We start from the raw sequence: 3,931 nt of genomic DNA, 5'->3' as shown, positions 1-3,931 counted from the left end.
CGGGTGGCGGTGGTGCCGCTGTTCGTCGTCGACGGCCTCGGTGAGGACGCGGCGCTGGCCGGGGTGGTGCTTGCCGCCTACGCCGCCGGCAATGTCGTCGCGATCATGTCGGCGGGACGGCTCTCGGATTCCCGCGGCCGCAGGACGGTGATCCTGCCGGGTCTGGCGGTGGTGTCGGTGGCAACGGCGGTGATGGGATTCACCTCGTCGATCGTGGCGACGGTGATCGCCTCGGCGGTGGCGGGCCTGGGTTCGGGGTTGTTCGTCCCCACCCAGCAGGCGACGCTGGCCGACGTGCTGGGTAACCGGGTGCGCGGCGGGTCGGCGCTGGCCGCGTTCTCGATGGCTTCGGACCTCGGTGCGGTCAGCGGCCCGGTCGTCGTGGGCTTCATCGCGTCGACGGCGGGTTTCACCACTGCGTTCGTGGTGACCGGTGCGGTGACGACGATGGCATTGCTGATGTGGCTGTTCGCACCCGAGACCGCACCGGTTCGTATCGCCGGCAAGACCGGCGCGCGGACCCGGATTCCGGATACCGACCGTTAAGTTGGTGCCATGGGTGAATTTGGGGTGACCTCCGAGGTCGGCAAGCTGAGGACGGTTCTGCTACACCGGCCGGGTACCGAACTGGCCCGGCTGACCGAGACCAACCGCGACCAACTGCTGTTCGACGTCGTTCCCTCACTCGAGCGGATGCGGGCCGAGCACGATGCGTTCGCGGGGGTGCTGAGCGACCGTGGCGCGGAGGTCCTGCTGCTCGGGGAGCTGTTGCCGCAGACCATCGCCCACAGCGGGGCGGCGCGGATTCAGGGGATCTCCGCCGCGGTGAGTGAACGGCGGCTGGGGCCGCGGCTGGCAGCGGAGGTGTCGGCGTATCTGCGGGCCCTGGCACCCGACGATCTGGCGAACGTGCTGATCGCGGGCCTGGAGTTCGGCGAATTGCCTTCGGGTATCGGTAGATCCGCCATGTCGCTGGTTCGATTCATGCATGCCCCGACCGATTTCGTGGTCGACCCGTTGCCCAACCTGATGTTCACCCGCGACAGCTCGTTCTGGGTGGGCGAGCGGTTCGCGATCACCCGGCTCGCATTCGCCGCACGCGGCCGCGAAACCTCGCTCACCGACCTGGTTTTCGCTCATCATCCGCGCTTTCTCGGCACCCGGCGCGCCTACGAGTCGCGGACCGCGCCGGTCGAGGGCGGCGACGTGCTGTTGCTCGCACCGGGTGTGGTGGCCGTCGGTGTCGGTGAACGCACCACTCCCGCCGGGGTGGAGGCGTTGGCGCGCAGCCTCTTTCGTGACGAGTTGGCGCATACGGTGCTGGCCGTCGGGATCGCGCAGTCGCGGGCCTACATGCATCTGGGCACGATGGCGACGATGGTCGACACCGACGCGATAGTGATGAATCCGCAGGTGCGGCGGGCCCCCACGTTCACGGTCTCCCGGGTGCCCGGTGGCGACCCCGACGTACTGACGGTCACCGGTCCCGGCGAGTTCGCCGACGTTGCAGCCTCCGCGATGGGTGAGGCCAGGCTCCGGGTGATCGAGACGGCGCTCGACCCGAGTGCCGGGGACCTGCCGGTGTACGGCGCCGACGGCAGCAACACACTGGCGGTGGCACCCGGGATCGTCGTCGCCTATGCGCACGCCACCGAGACCAACCGTCGCCTCCGGGCCGCCGGTATCGAGGTCATCGAAATCGAGGGCGGCGAGTTGGGGACGGGCCGCGGTGGTCCGCGATGCCTGGCATGCCCGATCGCGCGTGCGGAGCTCCCCGGCTGACCGGCCGATCAGCCCCAGCTGGGCAGCCAGATCTGGTTGTGCCACTGCGCGGGTGAGATCGGGCTCGCGGTGAGGATCGGCCACAGCCACACGAAGTTGGCGACGACCAGCGCGACGTAGATCGACACCACGAGTATCCCGAGGGCGCGGCGTTCGCTGCGCACCACGACCGGGGCACCCGGCAGATGGGGGAGCCGGACGCGGGCCGTAGTCGAGCGCAGCAGGTCACCGCAGCACAGGGCCAGACCCATCGCGAGGAACGGTGCCAGCGCGGTGGCGTAGAAGAAGTACATCTGCCGGTCGATCGAGGTGAACCACGGCAGGATGCCCGCGAGATATCCGACGAGGACGGCGCCGTGCGCCCAGTCGCGTCGCGTCGCCAGCCGCCACAGCACCCACAGCAGCATCGGCACGGCGAGCCACCACATGGCCGGTGAGCCGATCAGCATCTGCGCGCGGACGCATTCACCCGAGCCGCACTGGTCGGGTCCGTTCTCGATGGCGTACAGCATCGGCCGCAGACTCATCGGCCACGTCCATGGTTTGGATTCCCACGGGTGGTGGTTGCCGGCGGCGTTGGTGAGGCCGGCATGGAATTCGAGGATCCCGGACTCGTAGTACCAGAGCGAACGCCAGGCGCCCGGCACCCACGCGAACGGACCCCCGGTGCCGATGGTGTTGCCCACCTGATAGCGATACACCGAGGTCTCGGAGTTGAACCACGGCACGAAGGTGGCCAGATAGATCAGTACCGGCAGCACGGCCAGGCTCATCCCGGTCGGCAGCACATCGCGGACGAGGGTGCCCATCCAGGGTTTGCGGACGTGGTACGCCTTGCGGGTGGCCACGTCGAAGGCTATGGCCAGCAGGCCGAACGCGATCACGTAGTAGATGCCCGACCACTTGGTGCCGCACGTCAGGCCGAGCATGACCCCGGCGGTGAACCGGTACCAGCGGAAGCCGTAGCGGGGCCCGTACACGCTCTCGTGGATGCGGCCCTCGCGGTACACCCGGTCGATTCGCGCCCGCACCTGGTCGCGGTCGGCGACCAGCGCGGTGAACGCGGCGACGATGAACACGGTCTGCAGGATGTCGATCATCCCCATCCGCGACTGCACGAACAGCACGCCGTCGCAGATCGCGAACACCCCGGCGATGGCACCGACCAGCGTCGAGCGGGTGAGCCGGCGGACCACGCGGTAGATCATCACCACGATCGCGATCCCGGCGATCGCCGGCATGATCCGCCAGCCGACCGGACCGTAGCCGAACATCCATTCGCCGAGTGCGAGGAACCATTTCGAGACGGGCGGGTGGACGACCAGCCCATAGGCCGGGTTGTCCTCGATCCAGTTGCCGCCGGTCAGCACTTGCCAGCCCTGCGGCACGTAGTGTTTCTCGTCGAAGACGGGCGTGCCCTGGTCGGTGGGGTGTGACAGATTCCACAGCCGGGTAGCCGCGGCGACCAGCGTCAGGATCAGCCCGACGACAAGGCCGCGGACGCGGTCGGTGGCACCGAACACCGGCTGTGGGATGTGCGGCCCTGGTGCGGTGCCCAGGTCCTCGGACGTTCCCGGCACGTCCAGCAGGGGGCCGGGATCCTGTGCGGTCGTCGCGGGAACCTCCTGAGCCGGTGCGTCGTGCCGGTACACGCGGCTGTCGGCGGTCAACGTCACCCGCTCGATGGTAGGGCATCTTCGCGGCGGTGCGTCGCCGCAGTGAGCGCGGGCCGGGGGCGCGGCTACCCTGAGTCGGTGAGCGCTCCCGAGATCTCCCCAGGCGAGACTGCCGTCGGCCGGCTCGTGCTGGCCGCGACCCCGATGGGGCAGGCCGGTGATGCCTCCGCCCGATTGTGTGCGGCACTGCGGACCGCCGACGTGGTTGCCGCCGAGGACACCCGCCGGGCCCGTAACCTGGCCGCCTCCCTCGACGTGCAGATCGGCGGCCGGATCGTCAGCTACTACGACCACGTGGAATCGGCCCGCACCCCGCAGCTCGTGGATGCGGTCGCCGGGGGTGCCACGGTGCTGCTGATCACCGACGCGGGTATGCCATCGGTCAGCGATCCCGGCTACACCGTGGTCCGGGCCTGCGTCGACGCCGGGCTGCCGGTGACGTGCCTGCCGGGCCCGTCGGCGGTGACGACGGC

Annotated in this window: 4 protein-coding genes; 3 read left to right on the top strand and 1 reads right to left on the bottom strand. The window is 69.5% G+C overall.

Going from position 1 to position 3,931, the window contains the following annotated elements:
* A partial coding sequence (locus Q0627_RS08965; protein WP_298809169.1) for an MFS transporter occupies positions 1 to 546 on the top strand: 546 nt, incomplete at its 5' end.
* Positions 547 to 555: 9 nt separating this feature from the next.
* On the top strand, positions 556 to 1,782 hold the full coding sequence (locus Q0627_RS08960) for an arginine deiminase (RefSeq protein WP_298809167.1): 1,227 nt from the start codon (positions 556 to 558) through the stop codon (positions 1,780 to 1,782).
* Positions 1,783 to 1,790: 8 nt separating this feature from the next.
* Here Q0627_RS08960 and Q0627_RS08955 read toward each other — a convergent pair whose 3' ends face one another.
* A complete protein-coding gene (locus Q0627_RS08955) occupies positions 1,791 to 3,362 on the bottom strand; it encodes a dolichyl-phosphate-mannose--protein mannosyltransferase (protein ID WP_291018339.1) in 1,572 nt (523 codons plus the stop codon).
* A gap of 240 nt (positions 3,363 to 3,602) precedes the next feature.
* Here Q0627_RS08955 and Q0627_RS08950 point away from each other — a divergent pair.
* On the top strand, positions 3,603 to 3,931 hold a 329-nt coding region (locus tag Q0627_RS08950; protein ID WP_298809171.1), incomplete at its 3' end, for a 16S rRNA (cytidine(1402)-2'-O)-methyltransferase.

This window comes from uncultured Gordonia sp. (assembly GCF_937858515.1).
Taxonomy (GTDB): domain Bacteria; phylum Actinomycetota; class Actinomycetes; order Mycobacteriales; family Mycobacteriaceae; genus Gordonia.
Note: the sequence above shows the minus strand (reverse complement) of the source record. Positions and strands in the feature narration are given on the sequence as shown.